Source organism: Pseudomonas sp. GL-B-19 (genome assembly GCF_019956415.1).
In the GTDB taxonomy this organism is placed as follows: domain Bacteria; phylum Pseudomonadota; class Gammaproteobacteria; order Pseudomonadales; family Pseudomonadaceae; genus Aquipseudomonas.
Window position 1 is genome coordinate 1 of record NZ_JAHBDK010000061.1, and the last position, 26,791, is coordinate 26,791.

Sequence of the window (26,791 nt, forward strand, 5' to 3'; positions counted from 1 at the left end):
ACCGATATGTGGCGCGCTACAACAATGTAAGGCGCCACAGCTACAACGGTTACCACTCGCCGGTAGCGGCAGAAAAGATGGCGGCGTGAGAACCGAAAACAATGTCCAAAATTACTGGACCAGATCAAGCTCGCTCCCACAGGTTTTGCGCAGTTCCCGGGTTTATTGGCCCGGAATGTCCTTGCGCAGTTTCACCGGATCTTGCTGTTTTTTCTTTTTCGCGATGGCGGTGCGCATCCTGATGTTGATTGCTTCAACCGCCAGCGAGAACGCCATGGCGAAGTAGACGTAGCCTTTTGGCACGTGCACGTCCAGGGATTCGGCAATCAGCACGGTACCGACGATCAACAGGAACGACAGCGCCAGCATCTTCAGCGACGGGTGCTTGTCGATGAACTCGCTGATGGTGCCGGACGCCCACATCATCACCAGTACGGCCACGACGATCGCGGCGACCATGACTGGAACGTGGGAGACCATGCCGACCGCGGTGATGACCGAGTCCAGCGAGAACACGATGTCGATGATCGCGATCTGGACGATGGTGTAGAGGAAGTTGCCGCCCTTGCCCGAAGGCTCGTCGCTGGTTTCGTCTTCACCTTCCAGCGCGTGGTACATCTCTTGCGAGCTCTTCCACAGCAGGAACAGGCCACCGAAGAACAGGATCAGGTCTCGCCCGGAAATTCCCTGGTCAAACACCACGAACAAGTCCGCCGTGAGGCGCATGACCCAAGTGATAGAGAGCAGCAACAGGATCCGCGTGATCATGGCCAGCGCCAGACCGAAAATCCGGGTGCGCGCCTGCATGTGCTTGGGCATGCGGCTGACCAGGATCGAAATCATGATGATGTTATCGATGCCCAGAACGATTTCCAGGGCGGTCAGGGTAAAGAAGGCAACCCAGATTTCAGGGTTGGTCAGCCATTCCATGTGTATTCCTTTGAGCGATTGTTAAACCACGAAAGGCCCGGACTTCAAACAGCGAAGAGCGGACCCGTCATGGTGAGTCTTTGGTTATAGAGTGCTGAACAGCGGAAAAATCCCCATCAGCAATGCTGCAACCAGTATGCACAGGCACACCAGCACTGCCCACTTCAGGGTAAAGCGCTGATGGTCACCGAATTCAATACCGGCCAGCGCCACCAACAAGTAGGTCGATGGTACCAGCGGGCTCAACAAGTGGACGGGCTGACCGACGATCGAGGCACGTGCCATTTCAACTGCGGTTATACCGTAATGACTGGCGGCTTCGGCAAGAACTGGTAACACGCCGTAATAAAATGCGTCGTTCGACATGAAAAACGTAAACGGCATGCTCACCAGTGCGGTGATCACCGCCAGGTACGGGCCGAGGAAATCCGGGATGACCGCCAACAGGCTTTTCGACATCGCGTCGACCATGCCGGTGCCGGTCAGGATACCGGTGAAAATACCGGCAGCAAAGATCAGGCCGACCACCGACAGAACGCTACCGGCGTGGGCCGCAACGCGGTCCTTCTGCTGTTGCAGGCAAGGATAGTTGACGATCATCGCGATGCTGAACGCCACCATGAACAGCACCGGCAGCGGCAACAGGCCGGCGACCAGCGTGCACATCAGGGCCAGGGTCAGGAAGCCGTTGAACCAGATCAGCTTCGGACGACGCGCGTCAGGGAACTGCGAAACGCTGATTTCACTGTGGTCGATTTCATCGCCGATCAGGTGCAACTCACCCAGACGAGCACGCTCGCGTTTACCGTAGAAGTAGGCAATCGCCAGGATCGCCAACACACCGGCCAGCATCGCTGGAATCATCGGTACGAAAATATCGGACGGGTCCACATGAAGTGCGCTGGCCGCGCGAGCGGTCGGGCCACCCCATGGGGTCATGTTCATCACGCCACCGGCGAGGATGATCAGGCCGGCCATGATCCGCGGGCTCATGCCGATGCGGCTGTAGAGCGGCAGCATGGCGGCCACGCAGATCATATAAGTGGTCGCGCCGTCCCCATCAAGGGAAACGACGAGCGCCAGTACGGCGGTGCCGACCGAAACTTTCAACGGGTCGCCCTTGACCAGTTTGAGGATCTTGCGCACGGCCGGGTCGAACAGGCCGGAGTCGATCATCAGGGCGAAGTAGAGGATGGCGAACATCAGCATCACGCCGGTCGGCGCGAGCTTGGTGATGCCTTCGAGCATCATTGGGCCGATTTTCGGCGCAAAACCGCCGAACAGGGCAAAGAGGATCGGGATGATGATCAAGGCGATCAGCGCGGACAGGCGCTTGGTCATGATCAGGAACATGAACGTGATGACCATGGCAAAGCCAAGGAAAGTCAGCATGGGAGTACTCCAGGCGTAGCGCGGCTAGGGGAAATGGGCGAACCGGGTAAGGTCAGCGCAGAACGGGAAGCGCGAGGCAAACGGGCGGAGTGTCAGCGAAGCGGCGGGTAGCAGAGGACATCAGGATCACCATTGTTGTTGTTAAATGGGCCATGCGAGCGATAAAACGCTGGCACTGGCCAACCGGTCTGTTGCCGGCAGTGGGGCGATCCTAATCGGGGAAGCTTTCAGCCAGCTTTCGGTGGTGAAAGCATTGCGCGGATGTGCAACCGGTCGTCGGACGAGTTATGGAGATGGACCGAGTTGCGGCCATCGCGAGCAGGCTCGCTCCCACAATAGGTCTGTGGCCACTTAGAACCCACTGTGGGAGCGAGCCTGCTCGCGAAGGCGTCGGTAAATACACCTCAGGAGGAAACATCATGGTCGACATTCATACTGGCGGCTGCCACTGCGGACATCTGCGCTATCAATTCAGCGGGCCGTTGCAAGACATTGCACACTGTCATTGCTCGATCTGCCGGCGGGTCAGCGGCGGCATTGTGACCACTTGGATCACGGTGCCCGCGTCAGCCTTTCAATGGGTGAAAGGCACACCTGCGCAGTACGAATCTTCTTCAACTGGCGTGCGCTATTTCTGCTCGAACTGTGGGGCGCAACTGGCGTTTATGACCCATCTCAGCCCTGAGAGCATCGACGTGACCATCGCCACCCTCGACCACCCTGAACTGGCGCCAGCCGAGCGGCATATCTGGACCGACAGCCGTTTGCCCTGGCTGCACCTGGACGAGCATTTACCCGGCGAAGCTGAAGAAACGATCTGATCAGAAAATAGACAGATCCAGTGGCCGGATCGCGCCCATCCAGATCGCGTGCTCGGTGTGGTCGAGCAAGTCATCGCCCGTGTCCGGGTGCAGGAACACCACCAACCCCTTACGGTTGAGCGCCAGCCACGGCAGCACTTCACCAATGAGTTCGGCTCCGAACGCCAGCTGGCAGCTCCAATCCGGGTGCGGGCCGACCGGACGCTCGTGTACACGGCCCATCTTCAGCGGGAACAACTGCGTCGCCTGCTCGCACAAGGCCCGTGCCTGGTCGATCGTGCTGGCATCGAAATAAACGTGGGCGTGATAGCCCTTGATCCGTTGCATCTGAAACCCTCAAATACTGTTCGAACCCTCGACGATCCCCGCAGCTCACACGTCATATACTCAAGGGAGGAGGAGTCTCAGCCATGAAAAACGCGGAAACCCCGGTGGTCAAAATAGTGCTTTATGGTGCCATGAGTAGCCTGGGCAGTGCGCTGATTGTGCAAATGCTGCACCGCCAACATGAAGTGATCGCCATTCTGGATGACCTGACAGCACTGGCGCCGCGCCCGGGCCTTCGAACTAAAACCGGCGACCTGTTCGAGGCACAACGCGTTAAACAAAGTGTGGCGGGCTGCTCGGCTGTCATCTGCCTGTTAGACGCACCCGGGTTGCCTTTCAACAGCGAACACGTGGAAAAAACCATCGTGGTGGGCCCGGTCGAGCAGGTGCTGGCCGTGGATGCACTGATCGACGGCATGCAAGCCGCCGGGGTGCACCGACTGTTTCTGGTGGGCGATTTTGAAGTGCTGGATGATTCAGAGACAGAGGATCAGCTTCAACTCCACGCCGCCGAAGAAATCCGCGAGTCGCTACAAGACAGTGCCTTGAAGTGGACCCTGGTGAATGCGCCACGCGGGGTACCCGGGTTGAGCATCGAACATTTCAGCCATGTTTCCAGCCACCTGGAGCCGGGGCTGGCCGAACCGCTGGAACGTCTGAACCGGGTAGCGGTGGGCATCGCCGATGAGCTGCGGCTGAACCTGCACATCGGCGAACACGTTAACTTCGTCGCCACCGACCCTAAATAGCGATAGAAGGCAGCGCCAGGCCATTCAGCGATTGCGCGCTGCTGGCTTGCTCGGCCATCAACCAGTCCACAAACTGTTGAATCAACACCCCACGTCGTTTGCGCGGGGGCAAGACCACGTAATAACCAAGCCTGGACATCGCTGACTCAGCGATAGGTCGACACAACAAGCCCTGCGCCAGCAAGTTATCCACAAGGTGCCGCCAGCCAATCGCGACACCTTGGCCGCCAATCGCCGCTTGAATCAGCAGCGTGTAATTGTCGAAGCGCAGTTGCCCCGGCGCCGGTGCCGACGTTATCCCCAATTCGCGAAACACGCCGCTCCAGTCAAACCAGTTGCTGCTGTGTTCGCCACGCAGGTGTAGCAATGGAAACTCCAGCAGCGACTGAGCCGGCAAGGGCAGGGGACGATCCTTGAGCAACAACGGGCTGCACACCGGGAATACCTCTTCGCTGAACAGCCAATGGCTTTCACCCTGTTTGAAGCGTCCCTCGCCGAACAACACCGCCACATCGATATCGGTGCGCAACATGTTGTGACTGCGCTCGCTGGTGACCAGGCTTACATCGACGTGAGGATTAGCCGCATGAAAGCGGTGCAAACGGGGCATCAGCCAATACGCTGCGAAGGCAAAATCGGTGGCCACCTGCAACACTTCATGTTGCTGCTGTGCACTGATCGCGCTCAATCCTGCGTCGATATTCTGTAAACCGAGCTGAACCTGCTCGAAAAGAATAGTCCCGGCTTCTGTCAATTCAATGCCCCGGTAGATGCGGTCAAACAGCCGCGCCCCGAGTTGCTCTTCTAACCGTTTGATCTGCTGACTGACTGCCGGCTGCGTGGTGCCAAGCTCCACCGCTGCAGCGGTGAAGCTGCGATGACGGGCCGCCGCTTCAAAAGCACGAAGCAGGTCCAAGGACAAATCACCAAGGGTGTCATACATAAGCTGGGCTAATCCTAGTTATTGCCCGGCATGGGCTTTACCGCAAAGAGCTTGGGTAACATGCTCGATCGCAGCACTTTCGCATAAATATTCACTATGGAATGCCGCGATCACATGAAGCGCAAGAACATTCTTTTCATCATGGCCGATCAAATGGCCGCGCCAATGTTGCCGTTCTACGGTCCTTCGCCAATCAAACTAGCGAATCTCAGCCGCCTCGCCGCCGAAGGCGTGGTGTTCGACGCCGCGTATTGCAACAGCCCCTTGTGCGCGCCGTCGCGATTTACCTTGGTCAGCGGTCAGTTGCCGAGCAAGATCGGCGCCTATGACAACGCGGCTGATTTCCCCGCCGATGTACCGACTTATGCCCACTACTTGCGTCGCCTCGGTTACCGCACCGCGCTGTCGGGCAAGATGCACTTTTGTGGCCCGGACCAGCTCCATGGCTACGAAGAACGCCTGACCAGCGACATCTACCCGGCGGATTACGGTTGGGCGGTGAATTGGGACGAGCCAGATGTACGTCCAACCTGGTATCACAACATGTCATCGGTGCTGCAAGCCGGACCATGCGTGCGCACCAATCAGCTGGATTTCGACGAAGAGGTGGTGTTCAAGGCCCAGCAATATTTGTTTGATCACATTCGCGAAGACGGCGACCAGCCGTTTTGCCTGACCGTTTCGATGACGCACCCACACGATCCGTACACGATTCCCAAGGCGTTTTGGGATATGTACGACGATGCCGACATCCCGCTCCCCAAAACCCCGGCACAATCCGAACTCGATCCGCATTCCCAGCGTTTGCTCAAGGTTTATGACCTGTGGGACAAGCCGCTGCCTGTGGATAAGATTCGTGACGCGCGCCGCGCCTACTTCGGCGCATGCAGCTATATCGACAGCAACGTCGGCAAACTCCTGCAAACCCTCGAAGAAACCGGGCTGATCGACGACACCATCATTGTGTTCTCCGGCGACCACGGCGACATGCTCGGCGAGCGTGGGCTCTGGTACAAAATGCACTGGTACGAAATGGCCGCCCGCGTGCCCCTGTTAATCAGTGCGCCGGGGCAGTTCGGGGCAGGGCGAGTCAGCGCCGCCGTCTCCACCGCCGACCTGCTGCCTACCTTCGTGGAACTGGCCGGCGGCTCGCTGGAACCGGGCTTGCCGCTGGACGGTCGCTCGCTGGTTTCGCACCTGCAAGGGCAGGGCGGTCACGACGAAGTGTTCGGCGAATACATGGCCGAAGGCACTATCAGTCCATTGATGATGATCCGTCGCGGAGCTTACAAATTCATCTACAGCGAAGACGACCCGTGCCTGCTCTTCGACGTACACAACGACCCGCGCGAACGGGAAGAACTCAGCCAATCGCCGCAACATCTTCAGCTTTTCGAAGAATTTCTAGCCGAGGCACGCGCCAAATGGAACATCCCGGCGATTCACCAGCAGGTGCTCGCCAGCCAGCGTCGTCGGCGCTTTGTTGCGCACGCACTGACCATCGGCAAGCTGAAGAGCTGGGATCACCAGCCGCTGGTGGACGCCAGTCAGCAGTACATGCGCAACCACATCGACCTCGATGATCTGGAGCGCAAAGCACGTTATCCACAACCCTGCCAAAACCAATAATGTTAAGGGGAAGTCCATGAAAAGGTTATCCACAGTACTGACGGTCGGGCTTCTGGCTCTGGGCAGCGCATCGGCCTATGCCGATCAAAGCTGCGAGACGGTGAAAATGGCCGATCCTGGCTGGAGCGACATCGCCGCGACCAACGCCATCACCGGGTTTCTGCTGGATGGCATGGGCTACAGGGCCAAGGTCGACACCCTCGCGGTGCCGATCACCTTTGGCGGCCTGAAGGATGGCCAGGTCGATGTGTTCCTGGGTAACTGGATGCCGGCGCAGCAGGGCTTCTACGATAAGTTCGTGGCCACGGGCGATGTCACGCAACTGGCGAAGAACCTTGATGGCACCGAGTTCACGCTCGCGGTTCCGGACTACGTCTGGGACGCGGGTGTGCATGACTTTGCCGACCTGAACAAGTACGCCGACAAATTCGACAAGAAGATCTACGGCATTGGCTCCGGCGCGCCAGCGAACATCTCGCTGCAGGAAATCATCAAGAAGAATGATTTCGACATGGGCCAGTGGAAACTCGTCGAGTCCAGCGAGCAGGCAATGCTGGCCGAAGTGTCTCGCGCAGTGAAAAAACAGAAATTCGTGACCTTTCTCGGCTGGACCCCGCATCCGATGAACGTGCAGCTGAAAATGCATTATTTGAAAGGCGGCGAGAAATATTTCGGTGATACCGGCAGCGTGCATACCTTGACCCGCAAGGGGTACGCCGAAGCCTGTCCGAACGTTGGCAAGCTGTTGACCAACCTGAGTTTCACCCAGGACATGGAGAACAGCATCATGGCCGAGGTGGTGAATAAGAAAGTCAGCAATGCGGACGCGGCCAAGGCGTGGATCAAGGCCAATCCGGCGGTGCTGGATAAGTGGCTGGATGGCGTGAAAACCGCAGATGGCAAAGACGCGTTGCCGGCGGTGAAAGCCAGGTTGTAAGGCATGATCGTTCCCACGCTCTGCGTGGGAATGCATCCCGTGACGCTCCGCGTCACATCTGTAGCGGACGCAGAGCGTCCATGGCGGCATTCCCACGCAGAGCGTGGGAACGATCGAACAGGCGGTTGTCCTGATACTCTTGCGCAAAACCCCACCCGAGAGGACCCATGGCCTTCCCCAGCCGCCATTCACTCTTCCCCTTCCTCAGTTGGTTGCCCCGGCAAACCCGCGCCAGCGTCGGGCGTGACCTGATCGTCGGCCTCAGTGGGGCAATTCTTGCGTTGCCGCAATCCATTGCCTACGCGCTGATCGCGGGGCTCCCTCCGGAATATGGTTTGTACGCCGCGATCATCCCCGTGTTGATTGCTTGTCTCTGGGGTTCGTCGTGGCACTTGATCTGCGGGCCTACGGCGGCGATTTCTATCGTCTTGTATGCCAGCGTCAGTCCTCTGGCCGTTCCCGCGTCAGAGGACTACGTGACCCTGATCCTGCTTCTGACGTTGCTCGCCGGTATTTTCCAGTGGTTGCTCGGTTTGCTGCGCTTCGGCGCCCTGGTGAATTTCGTCTCGCATTCAGTGGTGCTGGGTTTCACCTTGGGCGCGGCGGTGGTGATCGTCATCGGTCAATTGCCGAACCTGCTGGGGCTGGATTTGCCCAGCCAGGCCACGGCGCTGGACAGCTTCTTGGTGCTGTTCAAGCATCTCGGCGCTTTCGATAAACCGTCACTGGCGCTGGGCCTGGCGACGGTCGTTGTCGGCGCGGTCCTGAAGTTGTTGCTGCCTCGCTGGCCGACACTGCTGATTACGCTGATTCTGGGCGGGTTGCTGGTGTGGTTCTGGCCATCGATGTTCGGCCATGTGAAGTTGGTCAGCGCGTTTGTCGGACGCTTGCCGCCCTTCAGTCCGTTGCCGCTGGACCTGGACCTGATCCTGCGTTTGCTGCCGAGCGCGGTGGCCGTGGGAATGTTGGGGCTGGTGACCAGCCTGTCAATTGCCCGCTCCCTGTCGGCGCGCTCGCAGCAGTTGATCGACGCCAACCAGGAAGTCCGCGCCCAGGGTTTATCGAACATGGTCGGGGCGTTCTTTTCCGGCTCGCTGTCGGCCGGTTCCTTCACTCGTTCGGGCCTGAGCTACGAAGCGGGCGCCTGTTCACCGATGGCCGGCGTTTTTTCAGCCGTGTGGGTGTCGCTGTTTGCCATCTTCGGCGCAAAGTTAATCGCCCACATCCCCATCCCGGCCATGGCCGGCAGCATTCTGTTAATCGCGTGGGGACTGGTGGACCATCGCGGTATTCGCGCCTTGTTGCGGGTCAGCCGCGCCGAGTTCCTGGTCATGGCGCTGACCTGTGTCGCCACGCTGCTGCTGGAGTTGCAGACGGCGATCTACGCCGGGGTGCTGGCATCCTTGTTCTTCTACCTCAAACGCACTTCGCAACCACGGGTTCAACACTCTCGCGAAGGGGATGAAGACATTCTGCGGGTAGGCGGGTCGATCTTTTTCGGCGCCAGCCACTACCTGCAAGTGCGCCTGCAACGCCTGCACGGCGCGCGCGTGGTGATCGAGGCGCAGCAGATCAACTTCATCGACTATTCAGGGGTGGAAATGCTGCACCAGGAAGCGCGACGGCTGTTGAAGCAGGATCGCAGCCTGACGTTGCGGCGCGCGCGGCCGCAGGTGGTGGAGGAGTTGAGGAAGCTGGAAGGGGCGGAGAAATGCCCGATCCGCTTTGAGGACTGAACACACGCCCTGTAGGAGCATGGCTTGCCCGCGATTGAGGCGCCGCGGCGTATCAGGCACACCGCGTAATCGTTCATCGCGGGCAAGTCGGGTCGCCGCACCGCTTGCTCCTACAGTGCCAATTGGCGGCGCAGTTCGGCCAGTACCGGCGCCGTGTCCGGGCGCACGCCGCGCCACAGGAAAAAGGCTTCCGCCGCTTGTTCCGCGAGCATGCCCAAACCATCCATCGCTACCGCAGCGCCATTTTCCGTGGCCCAACGGCAGAACGAAGTCGGCTCCTTGCCATACATCATGTCGTAGCAAACGGTTTTACCCGGCTCGATCAAGCTGCCGGCAATTGGCGGTACATCGCCCGACAGGCTCGCCGACGTCGCGTTGATGATCAAGTCCACCGACTCCTTCAACCAATCGAAACCGCTGGCCGACACCGGCCCCAAGTCCGCGAACAATTTCGCCAGCAGCTCGGCTTTCTCAACCGTGCGGTTGGCGATGATCACCGAGGCCGGTTGCTCGGCCAACAGCGGCTCCAGCGCACCGCGCACCGCGCCCCCAGCGCCAAGCAGCAGGATGCGTTTGCCCTTGAGGCTGAAACCGGCGTTGACCGTAAGGTCCCGCACCAGCCCGGCACCGTCGGTGTTGTCACCCAGCAACGTGCCATCGGCGAGCTTGCTCAAGGTGTTCACCGCGCCGGCCCGCTGCGCGCGCTCCGTCAGGCTGTCGGCCAGGCGGAAAGCGTCTTCCTTGAATGGCACCGTCACATTCGCTCCGCGACCTTCGCGGAAAAAAGCCCGGGCAAAGTCGGAAAAATCGTCGAGTGGCGCCAGCGAGGTGCTGTAGTCCAACTGCTGAGCGGTTTGTTCGGCGAACAAACGGTGGATCAGCGGCGACTTGCTGTGGCCAATCGGGTTACCGAATACGACGTAACGGTCCATCAGAACTCCTCGTTCAGGCCTCGGCCAACCAATCGCGGTCTTGCAGGAAGTACTCGGTCAAGCGCGCTTCTTCGCTGCCCGGTTCGGCTTTCCAGTCATAGCCCCAGCGCACTTGCGGCGGCAACGACATCAGGATCGACTCGGTGCGCCCACCCGATTGCAGGCCGAACAGCGTGCCTCGGTCGTAGACCAGGTTGAACTCCACGTAGCGGCCGCGACGGAATTCCTGGAACTCACGCTGCTTGGCGGTGAACGCATCATTTTTGCGGCGTTGCACAATCGGCAGATACGCGTCGATGAACGCATCGCCGATGGCGCGCATGAACGCGAAGCTGGTGTCAAAGTCCCACTCGTTCAAGTCATCGAAGAACAGACCTCCGATGCCGCGCGGCTCGTGGCGATGCTTGATGTGGAAGTAGCTGTCGCACCAGGCTTTGTAGCGCGAATAGACGTCCGGACCGAACGGCGCACAGGCCTGCTCGGCGACGCGGTGCCAGTGCACGCAGTCTTCTTCATTTCCGTAGTAAGGCGTCAGGTCGAAGCCGCCGCCGAACCACCAGACCGGTTCCTCACCCTCTTTTTCAGCAATGAAAAAGCGCACGTTGGCGTGGGAGGTCGGCACATGCGGGTTGTGCGGGTGAATGACCAATGACACGCCCAAGGCTTCGAAGCCACGGCCGGCCAATTCCGGGCGATGAGCGCTGGCGGACGGTGGGAGGCCGCTGCCAAAGACGTGGGAAAAGTTGACGCCGCCCTTTTCGATCACTGAGCCGTTTTCGATCACGCGGGTGCGACCGCCACCGCCGGCAGCCCGGGTCCAGGCGTCTTCGACGAAGGGTGTGCCGCCGTCTTCGGCTTCCAGCGCAGCACAAATACGGTCTTGCAGGTCAAGCAGATAGGCTTTTACGGCCTCGGTGCGGGTCGTCATGTCATCACCTTGAATCGGGCAAAGCTACGCGGCGCTCCATCGGAGCGGAGGACCGACGCAAATGGGCGCGTAGCATAACATCGCCGATGGGCCTGCCGCAGTTGACGAAGATCAAGCTTGGGAGTTCGATAGGGAGCTTCGTGCTACACCTCCCGTAGCCAAGACCCAAGGAGTAGGCAGATGGCTAAGCGTATCCAGTTCCGCGCCCATGGCGGTCCCGAAGTACTCGAGTACGTCGATTACCAACCCGCCGAGCCCGGCCCGCAGCAGGTCCGCGTCACCAACAAGGCCATCGGCCTGAATTTCATCGATACCTATTACCGCAGCGGTCTGTATGCACCACCCGCTTTGCCATCGGGTGTGGGTTCGGAAGGCGCAGGCGTGGTCGAAGCGGTGGGAAGCGAGGTCACGCGCTTCAAGGTCGGTGATCGCGTTGCGTATGGCAGCGGGCCGTTGGGCGCCTACAGTGACGTTCACGTATTGCCCGAGGCCAATCTGGTGCTGCTGCCGGATGCGATCAGCTTCGAAACGGCTGCCGGGGTCATGCTCAAGGGCCTGACCGTGCAGTACCTGCTGCGTCAGACTTATGAGCTCAAGGGTGGCGAAACCATCCTGTTCCACGCCGCTGCCGGCGGTGTCGGTTCGCTGGCCTGCCAATGGGCCAAGGCCTTGGGCGTAAAGTTGATCGGTACGGTCAGCTCGCCCGAGAAAGCCGCGCTGGCCAAGGCCAACGGCGCTTGGGCGACCATCGACTACAGCCATGAAAACGTCGCTCAACGTGTGCTGGAATTGACGGACGGGAAGAAAGTGTCGGTGGTGTATGACGGCGTCGGTAAAGACACCTGGCTGACGTCGCTGGACAGCGTGTCCCCACGCGGTTTGGTGGTGAGTTTTGGCAACGCGTCGGGTGCAGTGGACGGGGTCAATCTGGGGATATTGGCGGCGAAGGGTTCGCTGTACGTGACCCGGCCGACGCTGGCGACTTACGCCAACAATGCCGAGAATCTGCAGCGGATGGCGGATGAGCTGTTTGAGATGATTATCAGCGGGAAGCTGAACGTGGATATCAGTCACACGTATTCGTTGGCTGATGCGGCGAAGGCGCAGACCGAGTTGTCGGCACGGCGCACGACGGGTTCGACAGTTTTGTTGCCTTGACGGGCGCCATCGCGAGCAGGCTCGCTCCCACATCTATGGTTATGTGTCGATCACAAAAACCCTGTGGGAGCGAGCCTGCTCGCGATTGGCAGCGCTGCGGTCTTAATCGGGGCGCACGACGTGGCCGGTCGCCAGATCCCGAATGACGCTCGGGTTCTTGCGCCCACCGAGATTCCCGCCCAACACAAAATCCACCTGTCCACGGAAATACTGCTCCACGCGAATCCGCGTGCGCGCCGCCGGCCGTCCCTGCGGGTTGGCCGAGGTCGACACCAGCGGCCCGACCGCTGCGCACAAATCCCGCACCAGCGGGTGATCGCTGACCCTGAGCGCCACCGTTTCATGCACACCGGTGATCCACTGCGGCAACAGATTCTGATGCGGCACCAGCCAGGTGTTCGGCCCCGGCCAAGTGCTGGCCATGCGGTCCATCCACAGCTCCGGGAAGTCTTCGAAGAGAAAATCGAATTGCCGGATGTTGTCGGCAACCAGAATCAGGCCCTTCTCCACCGACCGGCCCTTGATCATCAGCAGGCGATACACCGCCTCTTCGTCCCACGGGTCGCAACCCAGCCCCCAGACCGCTTCGGTTGGATAGGCAATCACCGCCCCTGCGCGAACGGCTTGCGCGGCTTGTTGCACTCGCCAACTGTTGACCATGAAAAACTCTCCGGAATAAGGCTCTGCGCAGTTTACCGATCTTCCTTATAAAACCTAGCTCACCCTCGCAAACCAGCGCCCGCTTTCGCACACGGCGCGGCCCTCCATTTCCAGCTCCGTCAACGCGGCCAGCACTTTGGGCAAGGTCCAGCCGCTGGTGACGGACAGCGCTTCACTGGTGTGCGGGGCCGCGTGCAACAGCATAAGCAACGGATGGGTCACCGAGGGAGTCTCGGTGGACAACGGCAACTGTTGCCAGCCGCGTAAGGCTTCAAGGATATGTTCGATGGTTTCCACCAGCATCGCGCCGTCACGGATCAGTTGATGACAACCCTTGGCGCCAGGATGATGAATCGACCCAGGAATCGCATACACCTCGCGACCTTGCTCCGCCGCCAGCCTCGCGGTGATCAACGAACCACTCGCCACACTGGCCTCGACCACCAGCACGCCAAGGGACAAACCGCTGATGATCCGGTTACGCCGGGGGAAGTTGCTGGCAGTAGGGCCGGCGTCCAGCGGGAACTCCGAAAGCACCGCACTCCCAGACGCGATCATGGCATCGGCCAGTCGCCGATTGCGTTGTGGATAAAACTTTTCAAGTCCCGTGCCAAGTACGCCCACCGTTCGCCCGCCGACGTCCAAAGCGGCTTGATGCGCGGCAGCATCAATGCCCAGCGCCAGACCGCTGGTGATGACGAAACCGGCACCGGCCAGGCTGCGGGAAAACGCGGCGGCAGTGTCCATGCCCGGACGCGAGGCGCGTCGGCTACCGACCATCGCCAGCTGCGGTTTTTCCAGAATCCCCGGATCACCCGCCACGAACAACAGCGGCGGCGCGTCGCTGATTTCCGCCAGCAGCGCCGGGTACTCAGGCTGGTCCCACATCAGTAAATGCTGGCCCGGACGCTCTAGCCAGGCCAATGCGTGGCTGGCGCCATCGCGCACTTCATTGGTGCGCCGAGCCTCGGCACACGTCAGTGGCAATCCTAGTGAACGCCAGGCGATGGCCGGCGCGCTGATGGCTTTGGATGCCGAGCCGAAGGCCTCAAGTAATTTTTTGAATCGCGCCGGGCCGAGTTCCGGCAAACGGTGCAAACGTAAACGAGCTTCCAGTTCCGCAGGGGAAACCGGTGTAACGGCAGGCAGTGACATGGATCATCCTTGATCGTTATGAGCCCCGTCGAAACGGGAATAAGCTGTGGATAACTCTGTTGGTAACTTGTGGAGCCGCTTACGGATTTCGCACTTTGTCCATGACGGCCAGCGAGCGCGAAGCGTTGAGGACCAGACCGTAGCTGAGCTTGTCGTAGGTGCGGAAAACCATGAGCAATCCGGCCCGCTCATCGGGAATTTTCAGTGGCTGGCCGGTGATCCGGTCACGCACGGTTTCGCCGGTTTTCATCACCACCAGTACGTTGCCTTCGGCCAAGCCATCACGTTGCCCCTTGTTCAGCGTGACCACATCCAGCGCGCCAATCTGCGTCACGCCACGCGGTACATCGATGATCAACCCGTTAACCGGTGTTTTCGGCGCACTGGGCATGAAGGTCGAGTTGATCGGCCGTTCCTCACCACTGAACAAACGGTCGCCGAGACGCACTTCCTGCGTCGTGCGCTGCAAGGCGAGGGTCGCGACATCACCTTCAGTGGCGACAATTTCGCCACCACCGATGTCATCGGCGTTGATCCCCAAAAACTCTTGGGTCTCGGGGTCGGTGTAGACCTTGCCCTGACGGAAGATCCCGTAAGCCGGCTGATCGGGATCGAAATGGCCGCGCGCGAAGATGCGGTCTCCGGTGCCGCTCAGCACACGTTCGGCATCGCCGGCCACGACATAGGGCGCCTTGTCGAAATCCTCGACCTTGTCGACGATGCGGTTGCTCAGCAAGAAACTGTTGATAGAACGCAGCGGAATGCTCGGAATGGCCTCGGCCACCGGCGAGCTGCGCACCCGTGGCGAGAGCTTGATGGTGCCGCGCGAGGCGCCGCGATTGAGGGTCAGGCGCGGCTGACCGTTGACGTAAATCAGCGACAGCGAGTCGCCGGGGTAGATGAGATCAGGGCTTTCGATGTGCGGATTGGCTTGCCAGAGTTCGGGCCATTGCCACGGCTGGCGCAGGTATTTACCGGAAATGTCCCAGAGTGTGTCCCCCGCAACCACTGTGTATTGCTGTGGAAAACCTTCCTTGAGTTGCACTTGCCCGTGCGCCAGACCGGCCGAAGCCAGAAGGAGCAAGGCGAGTAGTGATTTCCTCATGCGGTGAATCCCTTTATTATGTACGTTCGCGTGAAACGCTAGAGCCCTCAGTGGCTCGCTCCCGGCTTGCTTATGAAGAGAAGGGAGCTACGTTTTACAACGGTAGCCTGCCTCTTCGGACTCGCCAGGCCACCGACCCGACCTTACTTCACACGTGCAGTCATCAAGCTTATGGCCATTTTAAACATCCTCGAATTCCCCGACTCGCGCCTGCGCACTATCGCCAAACCTGTGGCCGTAGTGGACGACGAAGTGCGTCAGTTGGTCGATGACATGTTTGAAACAATGTATGAAGCGCCAGGCATCGGCCTCGCCGCAACCCAGGTCAACGTGCACAAACGCATCGTAGTGATGGACCTCTCCGAAGACCGCTCCGAACCACGGGTGTTCATCAACCCCGAGTTCGAAACCCTGACCGACGAGATGGAGCAGTATCAGGAAGGCTGTCTCTCGGTGCCGGGCTTCTACGAAAACGTCGATCGCCCGCAGAAGGTCAAGGTCAAGGCCCTGGACCGCGACGGCCAGCCTTACGAACTGATCGCCGAAGGCCTGCTCGCCGTGTGCATCCAGCATGAATGCGACCACCTGAACGGCAAATTGTTCGTTGACTACCTGTCCAGTCTCAAACGCGACCGAATCAAGAAGAAACTGGAAAAGCTCCATCGCCAGAACGCTTGATGCCCTCCTTTCAAAGGCTTGCCGCGGCAAGCCTTTTTCTTTTGTGAGACCTTCTACATGACTGAGCCACTGCGCATCGTCTTTGCCGGGACCCCGGAATTCGCCGCCGAACACCTCAAGGCCCTGCTCGACAGCCCTTACGAGATCGTCGCGGTTTACACCCAGCCGGACCGTCCGGCGGGCCGTGGGCAAAAGCTGATGCCGAGCCCGGTCAAGCAACTCGCATTGGAAAACAACATCCCGGTGTTGCAGCCGCCGACACTGCGCAACGAAGACGCTCAGGCTGAACTGGCCGCGCTCAAGCCAGACTTGTTGGTGGTGGTCGCCTACGGCCTGATCCTGCCGCAAGTTGTGCTGGATATTCCGCGCCTGGGTTGCATCAACAGCCACGCGTCCCTGCTGCCACGCTGGCGCGGGGCGGCGCCGATCCAGCGCGCTGTCGAAGCGGGCGACAGTGAAAGCGGCGTGACCGTAATGCGTATGGAGCTGGGCCTGGACACCGGGCCGATGCTGCTCAAAGTCACCACGCCGATCAGCGCTGAAGACACCGGCGGCAGCCTCCACGATCGTCTGGCCGAACTGGGTCCACCGGCGGTGATTCAGGCGATTGCCGGCCTCGCTGCCGGCACGCTGAAAGGCGAAGTGCAGGACGACAGCCTCGCCACTTATGCTCATAAATTGAACAAGGACGAAGCGCGCATCGACTGGACCCGTCCGGCCATAGAGCTTGAACGTCTGGTTCGCGCCTTCAACCCATGGCCGATTACCCACAGCACACTGAACGGCGAAGCGCTGAAAGTACTCGCCGCGAGCCTCGTTGAAGGCAAGGGCGCGCCTGGCGAAATCCTTAGCGCCAGCAAGGACGGTTTGATCGTCGCTTGCGGTGAGCAGGCCTTGTGCCTGGCCCGTCTGCAATTGCCCGGTGGCAAGGCGCTGAACTTCAGCGACTTGTTCAACAGCCGTCGTGAGAAATTCGCCGTCGGCACTGTGCTCGGTCAAGCGGCGGACGCTCAATGAACCCGCGTCTGGCCGCCGCCAAGGCACTCGCCGCTGTTCTTAATGGAAAAGCCTCGCTCAACAGTTCCCTGCCGCCCCAAATGGACAAGGTTGAAGACCGCGATCGCGGCTTCACTCAGGACCTGGCGTTCGGCACCGCGCGCTGGCAGCCACGTTTGTCGGCGCTGGCGGCGAAACTGCTGCAAAAGCCCTTCAAGGCAGCGGATGCCGATGTCGAGGCGCTGCTGCTGGTCGGCCTCTATCAACTGCTCTACACCCGTGTTCCGGCCCATGCCGCCATCGGCGAAACCGTTGGTTGTGCCGACAAGCTGAAAAAGCCTTGGGCCAAAGCCTTGCTCAACGCCGTGTTGCGCCGCGCCCAGCGTGAAAGCGAAGCGCTGCTGGCCGAATTGGAACACGATCCGGTGGTGCGTACCGCCCACCCGCGCTGGCTGCAAAAATCACTGAAAGCGTTCTGGCCCGAGCAATGGGAAGCCATTTGCGCGGCGAACAACGCGCATCCGCCGATGATTCTGCGGGTCAACCGTCGCCACCACACTCGCGACGCCTACCTTGGCTTACTGACCGAAGCCGGGATCGCCGCGACGCCGTGCGTTTACAGTCAGGACGGCATCATCCTTGAGGCCGCCGCCGACGTGCGCAGCCTGCCGGGCTTTGCCGAAGGCTGGATCAGCGTGCAGGATGAGGCGGCGCAACTGGCTGCCGACCTGCTCGACCTGGCGCCGGGCCAACGGGTGCTCGATGCCTGCTGCGCACCGGGCGGCAAAACCTGCCACATCCTTGAAGCCGAGCCAAAACTGGCCGGTGTCGTGGCGGTGGACCTTGAAGCCAAGCGTCTGGTGCGGGTGCGAGAAAATCTCGAACGCCTGAAATTGAGCGCCGAACTGATCGCCGCCGACGGGCGTGACACTGCCGTCTGGTGGGACGGCAAACCGTTCCAGCGCATCCTGCTGGACGCGCCGTGCTCGGCCACCGGCGTCATCCGTCGCCACCCGGACATCAAACTGACGCGCCAGCCCGACGACATCGCCGCGCTCGCAGTGCTTCAGGGCGAATTGCTCGATGCTATGTGGATAACCCTGGAGGTTGGCGGGATTCTGCTCTACGCCACGTGTTCCACATTGCCGACTGAAAACACCGAAGTCATTGAAGCGTTCCTCGCCCGTACGCCGGGTGCGCGTGAACTGGACCTCGCCACGGCGGCCGGCATCAAGCAACCTCACGGTCGCCAGTTATTGGCCCAGGAAGGCGGCCACGACGGGTTCTACTACGCCAAGCTGATCAAGATTGCCGCAGCGCGCGGTTAACGGATTGAATGGAGTGACTGGATGAAAATCATCATCCTCGGTGCGGGGCAGGTCGGCGGTTCGCTGGCAGAACATTTGGCCAGCGAAGCCAATGACATTACGGTGGTCGACACCGACGGCGAACGCCTGCGTGACCTCGGCGATCGGCTGGACATCCGCACCGTTCAGGGCCGCGGCTCACTGCCGACGGTGCTGCGCCAGGCCGGTGCGGACGATGCCGACATGCTGGTGGCCGTGACCAACAGCGACGAAACCAACATGGTGGCCTGTCAGGTCGCACACACGCTGTTCCATACGCCCACCAAAATCGCTCGCGTGCGCGAAGCTTCTTATCTCACGCGCTCCGAATTGTTCGATAACGACGCGATCCCGGTCGATGTGCTGATCAGTCCGGAACAAGTGGTGACTAACTACATCAAGCGCCTGATCGAGCATCCGGGCGCCTTGCAGGTGATCGACTTCGCCGAAGGCAAAGCGCAGTTGGTCGCAGTGAAGGCGTACTACGGCGGGCCGCTGGTGGGTCAGCAACTGCGACAGTTGCGCGAACACATGCCGAATGTCGAAACCCGCGTCGCCGCGATTTTCCGCCGTGACCGGCCGATCCTGCCGCAGGGTGACACCGTCATCGAGGCGGACGACGAAGTGTTTTTCATCGCCGCCAAGGCCAATATTCGCGCCGTGATGAGCGAAATGCGCCGGCTGGATGAAACCTACAAACGCATCGTCATCGCCGGGGGCGGGCAGATCGGTGAGCGTCTGGCCGAGGCCATCGAAAACCGCTACCAGGTGAAGATCATCGAGATGAACCCGGCTCGCTGCCGCCATCTCTCGGACACCCTCGACAGCACCGTGGTGTTACAAGGCAGTGCCTCCGACCGCGACCTGCTGATGGAAGAGAACATCGCCGACGCGGATATCTTCCTGGCCCTGACCAACGATGACGAAGCCAACATCATGTCTTCGCTACTGGCCAAGCGCCTGGGCGCGAAGAAGGTGATGACGATCATCAACAACCCGGCGTACGTTGATTTGATTCAGGGCGGCGACATCGATATCGCCATCAGCCCGCAACTGGCGACCATCGGCACCTTACTGGCCCACGTGCGCCGTGGCGATATCGTCAGCGTGCACTCATTGCGCCGGGGAGCTGCGGAGGCTATTGAGGCTATTGCCCATGGCGATGCGAAGTCGAGCAAGGTGATTGGCAAGGCCATCGAGAACATCGGTTTACCGCCGGGTACGACGATTGGCGCGATTATTCGTGATGAAGAAGTGATCATTGCCCATGACGACACCGTGATCGAAGCGGGCGACCATGTGATTTTGTTCCTTGTGGATAAAAAGCATATTCGGGATGTGGAGAAGTTGTTTCATGTGGGGTTGAGCTTCTTCTGATCCTTTAGACCGCCTTCGCTGGCAAGCCAGCTCCTACAGAGAATCGCGCATAACCTGTAGGAGCCGGCTTGCCGGCGAAGACGATTTTGCAAACGACACCCATTCGGAAATATCGCCATGATCGAATCCCTGGAAAAAATGCTCGCCAAGGGTGTGGATAACTCATTGCTGCGCTTCGGCCTGGGCAAGGGTTATCTGGATCTGGGGGAAAACGCCAAGGCTGTGGAGCATTTCCAACGCTGCGTGGAATTTGATCCGAAGTATTCGGCGGCGTGGAAACTACTGGGCAAGGCCCATCTGGCGCTGGCGGACTTTGCGGCCGCGCGGCAGGCCTGGGAACAAGGTCTGGAAGCCGCCCGTGCCCATGGCGACAAGCAGGCAGAGAAGGAGATGACGGTGTTTCTGAAGAAACTTGAGCGAAACGCGCACTGATCAGAGATAACGCAGGCCTATCCCTTCGCCATCCACCTGAATCACTTCCATGCGCACACGCGGCGCACCTGTGGGTAAGTCCTGCACCTGCCCGTAAACCACCGCGCCTTTAGGCAACGACGACAAGCCCGGATGCTTGACGTAGACGCCCGTGGTTGAAAGGTTGCGTGTCTGGCCCAGGCATTCGCCGAAGCTTTCATGACTGATTTTGATGCGAAACGATTTGCGGTGTTCGGACATCTGCTGCGCCCTTTAATGAACAGCTGTGGATAACCCTGGCCCCAAGATTATCCACAGATCATGCCAATAGACTCAATACCAGCGTTCTTCACCCGGCGGACGCTTCTTGAAGCGCTTCATGCTCCACATGTACTGGCTTGGATAAGCCCGTACATAACGCTCGACCACTTGGCTCATGGCCGCGCAGGACGTCTCGGTATCGGTGCTGTACATGGCCTCTGGCGCCGCTTCCAGGATGACTTTGTAACCCGAACCGTCCGGCAACCGCAGCGCATGCAGGAACACGCCGACCGCTTTGCCGCCCGCGAGCATGTTCGGCACGAATTTGCTGGTCAGCGCCTGGGTGGCGAAGAAGGGCACGAAGATCCCGGCAGATTCGGCCGGTTCCGGGTCAGCCGGAATGCCCACTGCACCACCTTTGCGCACTTCCTTGATCACGCTGAGGATGCCTTCCTTGGTGGAAGCAGCCACCCGGTTGCCCAATTGCACCCGCTGTTTGCGCAGCAATTCATCCACAGCCTTCAACTTCGGTGGCCGATAGAAAATGATCGGTTTGCACTGGTTGCAGTAGAAGTGGTTCAACACTTCCCAGTTGCCCAGGTGGCTGGTGATGCCAACGACACCTTTGCCGGAGGCGAGGGCGTCCTTCAACACGTCAAGGCCTTCGACTTCGCGCACCAGATCAATGGAACGCTGGGCCGGCCAGATCCAGGCGCAGGCGCTTTCGGTCAGGGATTTACCGATGTCCTTCAGGCTCTGGCCGACCAGACGCTCACGCTCGGCCGGGTCCATGTCCGGGAAACACTTGGCCAGATTGATCCGCACCACGTCGCGGGAACGGTTGGGGGTTTTCCACATGGCCCAGCCAATCGCCGAGCCCACCGCTTGCACTGCCCGCCACGGAAGCAGGGCAAACAGCCGCAGAGCGCCTACCAGCAAGGCGCCTTTAAACTTATCCACAGGTCACTCCTGATTTTGTGCTGTGCGCGAGGCGGCTATTCTAACCGCCGTTCGCCAGGGTCGCGTAGCGATCGCAATCGCGGGTGTGGTCCATGACCATGCCCGAGGCCTGCATCAGCGCATAACAAATCGTCGGTCCGACGAACGTAAAGCCGGCCTTTTTCAGGCTTTTGCTCATCTCCACCGCCACCGGCGTGACCGCCGGCACTTCGGTGCGATCCTTGAAATGATTGATCACAGGCGTACCGCCGACGAAGGACCAGAGAAACTCCACCGGGTCCTCCAGCGCCAGCCAGGCCTGGGCATTGCGCCGGGCGGCGTTGAGTTTGAGGCGGTTGCGGATGATGCCTGGATCGAGCATCAATTCATCGATTTCCGCGTCGCTCATCTGCGCCACGCGCTGTACGTCGAAGCCGAACAACACCTCGCGATAACGCTCACGTTTACGCAAGACTGTGATCCATGAGAGGCCGGCCTGGAACCCTTCGAGCAAAAGCAACTCGAACAAACCCTGCGCATCGCGTAGCGGCGTGCCCCACTCCTGGTCGTGATAAGCCATGTACAGCGGATCTTCGGAACACCAAAAGCAGCGTGGCATAAGGCTCCAGGGGGCGTGCGCAGCAATGAATCGGGTATACTCCCGCTCTTTAAATCGCAGCCCAAGAAACAGGTGAATTTCGTGAGCCAGCCTACGCCAGCCGTGCGTACCTTCCAAGACTTGATCCTCGCCCTCCAGCAATACTGGGCCGAGCAAGGTTGTGTGGTACTTCAGCCCTACGATATGGAAGTAGGCGCCGGCACTTTCCACACTGCTACATTCCTGCGCGCCATTGGCCCGGAAACCTGGAACGCCGCTTATGTGCAGCCCAGTCGTCGCCCGACTGACGGCCGCTACGGCGAAAACCCGAACCGTCTGCAGCACTACTACCAGTTCCAGGTAGTGCTGAAGCCGAACCCGGACAACTTCCAGGAACTGTACCTGGGCTCCCTCAAGCACGTCGGCCTGGACCCGTTGGTCCACGACATTCGCTTTGTCGAAGACAACTGGGAATCGCCAACCCTCGGCGCCTGGGGTCTGGGCTGGGAAGTCTGGCTCAACGGCATGGAAGTGACGCAATTCACGTACTTCCAGCAAGCGGGCGGCATCGAATGCTACCCGGTGACCGGCGAGATCACTTACGGTCTGGAACGTCTGGCCATGTACCTGCAAGGCGTGGACTCGGTCTACGACCTGGTCTGGGCTGACGGTCCGTTCGGCAAAGTGACCTATGGCGACGTGTTCCACCAAAACGAAGTGGAGCAGTCGACCTACAACTTCGAGCACGCCAACGTCGAGAAGCTGTTCGAACTGTTCGATTTCTACGAAAGCGAAGCCAAGCGCCTGATCGAACTCGACCAGCCGCTGCCGTTGCCGAGCTACGAAATGGTGTTGAAGGCTTCCCATACTTTCAACCTGCTGGATGCGCGCCGGGCGATCTCGGTGACCGCGCGTCAGCAATATATTCTGCGTGTGCGCACCCTGGCGCGTTCCGTTGCGCAAGCCTACCTGCTGGCTCGCGCCAAGCTGGGCTTCCCGATGGCGACCCCGGACCTGCGTGATGAAGTACTGGCCAAGCTGGAGGCTGCACAATGAGTGCTCTGGATTTTCTGGTTGAACTGGGCACTGAAGAACTGCCACCCAAAGCCCTGAACACCCTGGCCGAGGCGTTCCTCGCCGGTATCGACAAGGGCCTGCAAGCTGCCGGCCTGAACTACGAGACCAAAACCGTTTACGCCGCGCCACGTCGCCTGGCGGTGCTGATCACGTCGCTGGCCACCCAGCAACCGGATCGCAGCATTAACCTCGATGGTCCGCCACGTCAGGCTGCGTTCGATGCTGAAGGCAACCCGACCCAAGCGGCACTGGGTTTTGCCAAGAAGTGCGGCGTCGAGCTGAGCGAAATCGATCAGAGCGGCCCGAAACTGCGTTACAGCCAACGTATCGCTGGCAAGCCGACCTCGAGCCTGCTGCCGACCATCGTCGAGGATTCGCTGAACGACCTGCCGATCCCGAAACGCATGCGTTGGGGCGCTCGCAAAGAAGAATTCGTTCGCCCGACCCAATGGCTGGTGATGCTGCTCGGTGACCAGGTCATCGACTGCACCATCCTTGCCCAGAAGGCTGGCCGTGATTCCCGTGGTCACCGCTTCCACCACCCGGAAAACGTGCGCATCACCTCGCCGGCCAATTATCTGGCCGACTTGCGGGCCGCTTATGTGTTGGCCGATGCCAACGAGCGTCGCGACATCATCAGCAAGCGCACCGAAGAACTGGCCACCCGTCAGGAAGGCACGGCGATTGTTCCGCCGGCGCTGCTCGACGAAGTGACCGCGCTGGTTGAATGGCCAGTGCCGCTGGTGTGCTCGTTCGAAGAACGCTTCCTCGACGTGCCGCAAGAAGCGCTGATCACCACCATGCAGGACAACCAGAAGTACTTCTGCCTGCTGGATGCCGACGGCAAGTTGCTGCCACGTTTCATTACTGTGGCCAACATCGAAAGCAAAGACCCGCAGCAGATCATCGCCGGTAACGAGAAAGTGGTCCGCCCACGTCTTACCGACGCCGAGTTCTTCTTCAAGCAAGACAAGAAGCAGAAACTCGAAGACTTCAACCTGCGCCTGCAAAACGTGGTGTTCCAGGAAAAACTCGGCAGCGTCTACGACAAGGCCGAGCGCGTTTCCAAACTCGCGGCGTTCATCGCGCAACGCATTGGCGGCAACGCTGCATGGGCTTCCCGTGCCGGCCTGCTGTCCAAGTGCGACCTGTCGACCGAGATGGTCGGTGAGTTCCCGGAGATGCAAGGCGTCGCCGGTTACTACTACGCCCTCAATGATGGCGAGCCGGAAGAAGTCGCTCTGGCGCTGAACGAGCAGTACATGCCGCGCGGTGCGGGCGCTGAACTGCCAACCACCCTGACCGGTGCGGCCGTGGCCATCGCCGACAAGCTCGATACATTGGTGGGCATTTTCGGTATCGGCATGCTGCCAACCGGCAGCAAAGACCCGTATGCCCTGCGCCGTGCAGCACTGGGTGTGTTGCGCATCCTGATCGACAAGAAACTTGAACTCGACCTGAACGACGCCGTGGCCTTCGCCGTGGATGCATTCGGTGCCAAGGTCAAGGCTGCCGGCCTGAACGACGCCGTGCTGGAGTTCATCTTCGACCGTCTGCGTGCCCGTTACGAAGACGAAGGCGTCGACGTGGCAACGTACCTGTCGGTTCGTGCCCTGAAGCCGGGTTCGGCGCTGGACTTCGACCAGCGTGTTCAAGCAGTAGAAGCCTTCCGCAAATTGCCGGAAGCCGCTGCCCTGGCCGCCGTGAACAAGCGCGTATCGAACTTGCTGAGCAAGGTCGAAGGCTCCGTTCCGACAGTGGTTGAAGCCAAGTACTTCGACAATGCCAACGAGTTCTCCCTGTACTCGGCGATCCAGCAGGCTGACCAGGCCGTCCAGCCAATGGCTGCTGCGCGTCAGTACAGCGAATCGCTGGCCCGTCTGGCCGCCTTGCGCGAGCCGGTGGATGCATTCTTCGAAGCAGTGATGGTCAACGCGGAAGATGCCAAGGTTCGCGCCAACCGTTATGCCTTGCTGGCGCGTCTGCGTGGGCTGTTCCTCGGCGTCGCTGATATTTCGCTGCTGAGCTAAGGGGCTGCTGTTGAAACTGCTGATTCTCGATCGCGACGGGGTAATCAATTACGACTCCGACGCTTACATCAAGTCGGTGGAGGAGTGGATTCCACTCCCCGGTTCGATCGAAGCCATCGCGCAGTTGAGCAAGGCCGGCTGGACGGTAGCGGTCGCTACCAACCAGTCGGGCATCGCTCGCGGCTATTACGACATCGCCACCCTGGACGCCATGCACGAGCGCTTGCGCTCGCTGGTGGCGGAGCAGGGCGGTGAAGTCGGGCTGATCGTCTATTGCCCACATGGGCCGGACGAAGGCTGCGATTGCCGCAAGCCGAAACCCGGGATGTTGAAAACCATCGCCGAGCATTACAACGTGTCGCTGACCCATCTTTGGTTCGTTGGCGACAGCCTTGGTGACCTGGAAGCCGCCAAAGCCGTCGATTCACAGCCAGTTTTGGTAAAGACCGGGAAAGGCGAAAAGACGTTGGGCAAGTCCCTACCGGTAGGCACCTTGATTTTTGACGATCTGGCGGCGATTGCCGCAGAACTTATCCACAATTAAAGTGCTTCGATTGTTCCGATTAAGGACTGATCGGGAGTGCGCTTATAGACGGGCAGAGCCCGCACGGTAAACGTCACCATGTCGATACTGCAGGCCATCAGAACCTTCCTCTTTTACCTTCTGCTGGGCACCAGCTCATTGCTCTGGTGCAGCCTGAGCTTTTTTATCGCGCCGTTTCTGCCGTTCAAGGCGCGTTATCGTTTCATCAACGTGTACTGGTGCCGCTGCGCCTTGTGGCTGAGCAAAGTGTTCCTGGGCATCAGCTACGAAGTGAAGGGTGCCGAGAACGTGCCTGATCAGCCCTGTGTGATTCAGTCGAACCACCAGAGCACGTGGGAGACGTTCTTTCTCTCCGCTTACTTCGAGCCGTTGAGCCAGGTGCTCAAGCGTTCATTACTGTATGTACCGTTCTTCGGCTGGGCCATGGCCATGCTACGACCGATCGCCATCGACCGCGACAATCCCAAAGCCGCGCTCAAGCATGTGGCGAAGAAGGGCGATGAACTGCTGAAGGATGGCGTCTGGGTGCTGATCTTTCCTGAGGGGACTCGCGTTCCTTTTGGCACTATCGGCAAGTTCTCACGCGGTGGCACCGCGTTGGCCGTCAACGCCGCGCTTCCGGTACTGCCGATTGCGCACAATGCCGGCAAGTTCTGGCCAAAAACCGGTTGGGCGAAGAAGCAGGGTGTTATCACCGTGATCATCGGCGCACCGATGTACGCAGAGGGTAGCGGGCCTCGCGCCATTGCCGATCTGAACGACCGGGTGCAAGCCTGGAACGAGCAGATGCAACGGGAAATGGGTTCGCTGCCGGCCGCCCCGGCGGCACCGACCGCCAGTGATCAAGTGGCTGTCTGAGATTCTGTGGATAACCTGTGTACCGTTTTCTCGAAAATCAGCGTTTTTGTTTTGTAAGATAATGATTTATATACATATTTCTTAAACACATAAAACGCCGAAAATGGTGCATAAGTTTTTTCGGGGCGCAAAAAAACCGGCTGATATCAGACTGTGTGAAAACCTAGCAATCTGCCTGGCGATCAAAGAAAATGCTCCGCATCGAAAGATACGGAGCATTTTTCGTTATGGCCTACATCCAGGGACAGTCCCGTACCCAGACCAGTTTGTTCCC

At 59.8% G+C, this 26,791-nt stretch carries 27 protein-coding genes; 15 read left to right on the forward strand and 12 right to left on the reverse strand.

Features of this window, described 5'->3' with window-relative positions; translation table 11 throughout:
* Positions 1-162: 162 nt before the first annotated feature.
* Together KGB06_RS22690 and KGB06_RS22695 are read right to left on the reverse strand one after the other, a co-directional pair.
* The gene (locus tag KGB06_RS22690; protein ID WP_223519744.1) at positions 163-930 is read right to left on the reverse strand and encodes a TerC family protein; all 768 of its coding nucleotides are present in this window, start codon (positions 928-930) and stop codon (positions 163-165) included.
* A gap of 84 nt (positions 931-1,014) precedes the next feature.
* On the reverse strand, positions 1,015-2,322 hold the full coding sequence (locus KGB06_RS22695; protein WP_223519746.1) for a CitMHS family transporter: 1,308 nt from the start codon (positions 2,320-2,322) through the stop codon (positions 1,015-1,017).
* Positions 2,323-2,741: 419 nt separating this feature from the next.
* Here KGB06_RS22695 and KGB06_RS22700 point away from each other — a divergent pair, with 419 nt between their 5' ends.
* Positions 2,742-3,143 (forward strand): GFA family protein, encoded by a 402-nt coding sequence (locus KGB06_RS22700; RefSeq protein ID WP_223519748.1) that lies wholly within the window; start codon positions 2,742-2,744, stop codon positions 3,141-3,143.
* On the opposite strand, the gene KGB06_RS22705 is transcribed toward KGB06_RS22700, so the two are convergent.
* A complete protein-coding gene (locus KGB06_RS22705; protein ID WP_223519749.1) occupies positions 3,144-3,470 on the reverse strand; it encodes a DOPA 4,5-dioxygenase family protein in 327 nt (108 codons plus the stop codon).
* Positions 3,471-3,553: 83 nt separating this feature from the next.
* Between KGB06_RS22705 and KGB06_RS22710 the strand changes: the two genes are divergently transcribed.
* Positions 3,554-4,219, forward strand: a complete 666-nt coding sequence (locus KGB06_RS22710) for an NAD(P)-dependent oxidoreductase (RefSeq protein ID WP_223519751.1) — start codon at positions 3,554-3,556, stop codon at positions 4,217-4,219.
* On the opposite strand, the gene KGB06_RS22715 is transcribed toward KGB06_RS22710, so the two are convergent.
* Entirely contained in the window at positions 4,212-5,162 is a 951-nt protein-coding gene (locus KGB06_RS22715; RefSeq protein WP_223519753.1) for a choline sulfate utilization transcriptional regulator, read from the reverse strand. The genes KGB06_RS22710 and KGB06_RS22715 overlap by 8 nt on opposite strands.
* Before the next feature lie 114 nt (positions 5,163-5,276).
* Between KGB06_RS22715 and betC the strand changes: the two genes are divergently transcribed.
* The 3 genes from betC to KGB06_RS22730 all read left to right on the forward strand — a co-directional run bounded on the left by betC (position 5,277) and on the right by KGB06_RS22730 (position 9,464).
* Positions 5,277-6,791 (forward strand): choline-sulfatase, encoded by a 1,515-nt coding sequence (betC, locus tag KGB06_RS22720; RefSeq protein WP_223519755.1) that lies wholly within the window; start codon positions 5,277-5,279, stop codon positions 6,789-6,791.
* Between the two features lie 16 nt (positions 6,792-6,807).
* Positions 6,808-7,728 (forward strand): choline ABC transporter substrate-binding protein, encoded by a 921-nt coding sequence (gene choX, locus KGB06_RS22725; protein WP_223519756.1) that lies wholly within the window; start codon positions 6,808-6,810, stop codon positions 7,726-7,728.
* 167 nt (positions 7,729-7,895) lie between these two features.
* Positions 7,896-9,464, forward strand: a complete 1,569-nt coding sequence (locus tag KGB06_RS22730) for a SulP family inorganic anion transporter (protein WP_223519758.1) — start codon at positions 7,896-7,898, stop codon at positions 9,462-9,464.
* Between the two features lie 110 nt (positions 9,465-9,574).
* Here KGB06_RS22730 and aroE read toward each other — a convergent pair whose 3' ends face one another.
* Together aroE and hemF are read right to left on the reverse strand one after the other, a co-directional pair.
* Positions 9,575-10,396 (reverse strand): shikimate dehydrogenase, encoded by an 822-nt coding sequence (gene aroE, locus KGB06_RS22735; protein WP_223519760.1) that lies wholly within the window; start codon positions 10,394-10,396, stop codon positions 9,575-9,577.
* A 13-nt stretch (positions 10,397-10,409) separates the two neighbouring features.
* On the reverse strand, positions 10,410-11,324 hold the full coding sequence (gene hemF / locus KGB06_RS22740; RefSeq protein WP_223519762.1) for an oxygen-dependent coproporphyrinogen oxidase: 915 nt from the start codon (positions 11,322-11,324) through the stop codon (positions 10,410-10,412).
* 180 nt (positions 11,325-11,504) lie between these two features.
* Between hemF and KGB06_RS22745 the strand changes: the two genes are divergently transcribed.
* Complete coding sequence (locus KGB06_RS22745) at positions 11,505-12,482, forward strand: NADPH:quinone reductase (protein WP_223519764.1); 978 nt, start codon at positions 11,505-11,507, stop codon at positions 12,480-12,482.
* A 102-nt stretch (positions 12,483-12,584) separates the two neighbouring features.
* Here the strand turns inward: KGB06_RS22745 and KGB06_RS22750 are convergent, their stop codons facing one another.
* The 3 genes from KGB06_RS22750 to KGB06_RS22760 form a co-directional block, all read right to left on the reverse strand.
* Positions 12,585-13,142, reverse strand: a complete 558-nt coding sequence (locus KGB06_RS22750; RefSeq protein ID WP_223519766.1) for an L-threonylcarbamoyladenylate synthase — start codon at positions 13,140-13,142, stop codon at positions 12,585-12,587.
* Between the two features lie 54 nt (positions 13,143-13,196).
* The gene (gene dprA, locus KGB06_RS22755) at positions 13,197-14,297 is read right to left on the reverse strand and encodes a DNA-processing protein DprA (protein WP_223519768.1); all 1,101 of its coding nucleotides are present in this window, start codon (positions 14,295-14,297) and stop codon (positions 13,197-13,199) included.
* A gap of 79 nt (positions 14,298-14,376) precedes the next feature.
* Entirely contained in the window at positions 14,377-15,402 is a 1,026-nt protein-coding gene (locus KGB06_RS22760) for a LysM peptidoglycan-binding domain-containing protein (RefSeq protein ID WP_223519770.1), read from the reverse strand.
* Between the two features lie 171 nt (positions 15,403-15,573).
* On the opposite strand from KGB06_RS22760, the gene def reads away from it, so the two are divergent.
* The 5 genes from def to KGB06_RS22785 all read left to right on the forward strand — a co-directional run bounded on the left by def (position 15,574) and on the right by KGB06_RS22785 (position 20,231).
* The gene (gene def, locus KGB06_RS22765; RefSeq protein WP_007948122.1) at positions 15,574-16,080 is read left to right on the forward strand and encodes a peptide deformylase; all 507 of its coding nucleotides are present in this window, start codon (positions 15,574-15,576) and stop codon (positions 16,078-16,080) included.
* 57 nt (positions 16,081-16,137) lie between these two features.
* Positions 16,138-17,097, forward strand: coding sequence for a methionyl-tRNA formyltransferase (gene fmt, locus KGB06_RS22770; RefSeq protein WP_223519771.1), 960 nt, complete (start codon positions 16,138-16,140; stop codon positions 17,095-17,097).
* Positions 17,094-18,404, forward strand: a complete 1,311-nt coding sequence (gene rsmB / locus KGB06_RS22775; protein ID WP_223519773.1) for a 16S rRNA (cytosine(967)-C(5))-methyltransferase RsmB — start codon at positions 17,094-17,096, stop codon at positions 18,402-18,404. The genes fmt and rsmB overlap by 4 nt, the downstream gene beginning before the upstream one ends.
* Positions 18,405-18,425: 21 nt before the next feature.
* On the forward strand, positions 18,426-19,799 hold the full coding sequence (gene trkA, locus KGB06_RS22780; RefSeq protein ID WP_223519775.1) for a Trk system potassium transporter TrkA: 1,374 nt from the start codon (positions 18,426-18,428) through the stop codon (positions 19,797-19,799).
* Positions 19,800-19,916: 117 nt separating this feature from the next.
* On the forward strand, positions 19,917-20,231 hold the full coding sequence (locus tag KGB06_RS22785; protein ID WP_223519777.1) for a tetratricopeptide repeat protein: 315 nt from the start codon (positions 19,917-19,919) through the stop codon (positions 20,229-20,231).
* Here KGB06_RS22785 and KGB06_RS22790 read toward each other — a convergent pair whose 3' ends face one another.
* The 3 genes from KGB06_RS22790 to tag form a co-directional block, all read right to left on the reverse strand.
* On the reverse strand, positions 20,232-20,471 hold the full coding sequence (locus KGB06_RS22790; protein ID WP_007948117.1) for a PilZ domain-containing protein: 240 nt from the start codon (positions 20,469-20,471) through the stop codon (positions 20,232-20,234).
* A gap of 72 nt (positions 20,472-20,543) precedes the next feature.
* Positions 20,544-21,431 carry a lysophospholipid acyltransferase gene (locus KGB06_RS22795; RefSeq protein WP_150779558.1) on the reverse strand — a complete coding sequence of 296 codons (888 nt, stop codon included), beginning with the start codon at positions 21,429-21,431 and terminating at the stop codon, positions 20,544-20,546.
* A 40-nt stretch (positions 21,432-21,471) separates the two neighbouring features.
* Positions 21,472-22,029 (reverse strand): DNA-3-methyladenine glycosylase I, encoded by a 558-nt coding sequence (gene tag / locus KGB06_RS22800; protein WP_223519779.1) that lies wholly within the window; start codon positions 22,027-22,029, stop codon positions 21,472-21,474.
* 81 nt (positions 22,030-22,110) lie between these two features.
* On the opposite strand from tag, the gene glyQ reads away from it, so the two are divergent.
* From glyQ to KGB06_RS22820, 4 genes are all read left to right on the forward strand, one after another.
* Positions 22,111-23,064 carry a glycine--tRNA ligase subunit alpha gene (gene glyQ / locus KGB06_RS22805; RefSeq protein WP_003213601.1) on the forward strand — a complete coding sequence of 318 codons (954 nt, stop codon included), beginning with the start codon at positions 22,111-22,113 and terminating at the stop codon, positions 23,062-23,064.
* On the forward strand, positions 23,061-25,115 hold the full coding sequence (gene glyS / locus KGB06_RS22810; protein ID WP_223519782.1) for a glycine--tRNA ligase subunit beta: 2,055 nt from the start codon (positions 23,061-23,063) through the stop codon (positions 25,113-25,115). The genes glyQ and glyS overlap by 4 nt, the downstream gene beginning before the upstream one ends.
* Before the next feature lie 4 nt (positions 25,116-25,119).
* Complete coding sequence (gmhB, locus tag KGB06_RS22815) at positions 25,120-25,659, forward strand: D-glycero-beta-D-manno-heptose 1,7-bisphosphate 7-phosphatase (protein ID WP_223519786.1); 540 nt, start codon at positions 25,120-25,122, stop codon at positions 25,657-25,659.
* 78 nt (positions 25,660-25,737) lie between these two features.
* Positions 25,738-26,517: a lysophospholipid acyltransferase family protein gene (locus tag KGB06_RS22820; protein ID WP_223519784.1), complete on the forward strand. Its 780-nt coding sequence runs from the start codon at positions 25,738-25,740 to the stop codon at positions 26,515-26,517.
* Positions 26,518-26,791: the final 274 nt, after the last annotated feature.